This is a genomic window from Longimonas sp., from assembly GCF_040409695.1.
Classification (GTDB): Bacteria; Bacteroidota; Rhodothermia; order Rhodothermales; family Salinibacteraceae; genus Longimonas.
On record NZ_JARWGJ010000039.1, the window covers coordinates 1 to 2,888 of the forward strand.

The window sequence follows — 2,888 nt, forward strand, 5'->3', positions numbered from 1 at the left end:
GGCACGGCGACGGCGCTGCTGCTACGCTCATAGCTGATGCCATTGGCACCGGGCATATGCTGACGGCCCCGCGCTGGCATGAACTTGACGCTGTGAGTAATGCCATTGCATCCGGTGCCCCATTCACTCATGAATAGACCCACAAATAATTGATGCCATGCCGATTCCCAACGAGACATTAGACGAGATCCGCGCCGCCGTCGATGCCGTGCACATCATGGGCCAACACACCGACCTGAAGCAGAGCGGCACGCGCTGGAAAGGCTTGTGCCCCTTCCATGACGAGCGTACCCCATCGTTCACCGTCGATGCAGAGCAAGGGCTCTACCACTGCTTCGGATGCAGGGCCGGGGGCGATGTGATCGACTTCGTACAGCAGGCTGAAGGGCTGGACTTCCTGGAGGCCGTCCGCTTCCTTGCCGACGAGGCGGGCATTGCCCTTCCCGATGAACACGGCGCATCTGCTGATGCTCGCAAGCGGCGCGAATCCTTGAAGGCGGCTGTCCGAGTTGCCGCTCGCTACTTCTACAACGTGCGCTGCAAAGCCGATGCAGGAGCCCCCGCTCGTACCTACCTACAGGGCCGCCACTTCGACGAGGATGCGCTGAAGCGCTTCGGCATAGGCTATGCCCCTGATGGATGGGAACGCCTGCTGACGCACGCACAGGAGCAACATATCTCCGTCGATGTGCTGGAGGATGCGGGGCTCGTGATTGAGCGCCCAAACGGGCGGGGCTATTACGACCGCTTCCGAGGGCGCGTGATCTTCCCCATCTTCTCGCATCGTGGCGAGGTGCTCGCATTTGCGGGCCGCCACGTCGATGAAGGTGCAGGCGACCCCGACACCCCCAAGTACGTCAATAGCCCCGCTACGCCGCTCTACGATAAGAGCAGCATCCTGTACGGCTTCTACCAGGCACGCACGGCGCTGACCGATACGCGGGAAGCGTGGGTGGTCGAGGGATACACCGACGTGTTGGCGCTACATGGAGCAGGCATCCGTCATGCCGTTGCCACCTGTGGCACGGCGCTGACTGACGAGCACCTGAAGGCGCTGATGCAGCGCGTGGATCACGTCATGCTGCTGTTTGATGGCGACGAGGCAGGCGACAGCGGATCAGATCGGGCCATGCAGCGATGTATCCGGCACGGCATCGACGCCTCTGCCTGCACCTTGCCTGATGGGCACGACCCATGCAGCTACCTTCAGGAGCACGGAGCCGACGAGCTACGCGCCTACGCCCAAGAGCACCGCCTCGTGCTGCATGACGTTGCCGCTCGCAAGGTGGGCACCGGATGGGGGGATGCGATCCCGGAGGGCATACAGTCCGCTCGCATCGACCGCGCTGCCGATGCCCTTGCCGACGAACTGCGCACGCACTTCGGGGCCGATGCGCCCGCCGTAGCGTCTGCCCTGGCATCGAAGATGAATGCCACCACCGATCACGCTTTTATTGAGCAAGCACAATAAACTTATGCCCCGTCGAACAAAAGCCGAAATGGAGGGCATCCGCAAAGCGATTGTGGAGGCTCTGCGCAAGGATAAGCCCATGACCGTCCGGCAGGTATTCTACCGCCTCGTGGTGGAAGGTGTGGTGCCGAAGGTAGAAGGTAGAGGCTACCGTACCGTGGCCCGCGAACTGCGCAAGATGCGGCGCTCTGGCCGCGTACCGTACGCCTGGATTGTGGACTCCAGCAGGACGGTACGACGCCCTGAACAGTATGGGAGCATGGCCGATGCGCTTCACGAAACCGCTCGTCTCTACCGCCGCAACCTGTGGGGCGATCTTGACGACTATGTGCAAGTGTGGATGGAGAAGGAAGCCCTGGCGGGTGTGGCGTGGGATGTGACCGAGGACATGGGCGTAAGCCTGTGGGTAGCTCGTGGATACAGTAGTATCAGCTACCTGCATCATGCCGCCCAACACATCAACAACGCGCTGGAGGCAGGCAAGACAGCATACATCTACAACCTGGGCGATCATGACCCAAGCGGGTGTGATGCCTGGCAATCCGCTGTAGACGAGCTACGCGGATTCGCCACCGATCCGGGCCGCGTGCGCTTTGAGCGAGTGGCCGTGACGCCCAAACAGATCCGGCGCATGGATCTACCGTCCCGCCCTACGAAGCAGACGGACAGCCGCTCCGAGGGCTTTGAGGGCGAATCTGTAGAGTTGGACGCCATCCCACCGAATGCCTTGCGCAGCATCATTCGAGATACGATTGCATCACACATTCCCGATCACGTACGCACGATGCATGAGCAGGTAGAAGCCCGCGAACGCGAGACACTGATGCAGCTACAGGATTACCTTTAGTGGTGGACTGATGCACACCCTTCCGGCTGACAGCAAATGGTGTCGCTGAGATTCAGACCCCTGGTGGCTGATAGCCGCGTCCACGCGGGCGCGGGGCCGTCATCCAACCCACGCACTTCGTACGAACGTACGTAGATGTCACCAAGCGGGCGCGGGGCCACCCCTGGGGGGACAGTCCTAAACCCATCGGAAAAGCCCATAGCACGCCACAGGGCGCGAATCCGCGTATGCTGTGGCCGCCAAACCCCAACCAGATCGTAGGCGCTACGTGCACATCTGTAGCGGGGCCGTCGGCATCCACTGGCATCCATCTGTGAGGCACAGTGCCGTTCTTTCGTATTTACACACTACGCGCGCGTAGTGCCAAAGAATCAAAGCATCCTTGCATAGCTTTGCGGGATTCGGCGCTCCGTGTGGCTCCGAGGTGTCGCACTGTCACACTACACGGGCGCGTGCTGGCATCGCTGGACAACCTTATAAAACCTTACATTTTGGGCGGGGGACGTGCCACACGGGGCCGGGGCCGTGTAAGCTATAGTTAACACCGCCGCCTGTGCTGCGTGCCTGGAC

2 protein-coding genes are annotated in these 2,888 nt (G+C 61.4%); both read left to right on the top strand.

The window, feature by feature from the left end:
• Positions 1–157 precede the first annotated feature (157 nt).
• Positions 158–1,471 (top strand): DNA primase, encoded by a 1,314-nt coding sequence (dnaG, locus tag PPP56_RS02180; RefSeq protein ID WP_353562341.1) that lies wholly within the window; start codon positions 158–160, stop codon positions 1,469–1,471.
• Between the two features lie 4 nt (positions 1,472–1,475).
• Complete coding sequence (locus PPP56_RS02185; protein WP_353562344.1) at positions 1,476–2,318, top strand: hypothetical protein; 843 nt, start codon at positions 1,476–1,478, stop codon at positions 2,316–2,318.
• The last annotated feature ends 570 nt before the right edge of the window (positions 2,319–2,888 follow it).

Excerpts from the sequence above, each read along its gene's own strand:
- PPP56_RS02185 (WP_353562344.1), top strand. The coding sequence starts at position 1,476 with ATGCCCCGTCGAACAAAAGCCGAAATGGAGGGCATCCGCAAAGCGATT.
- dnaG (WP_353562341.1), top strand. The coding sequence starts at position 158 with ATGCCGATTCCCAACGAGACATTAGACGAGATCCGCGCCGCCGTCGAT.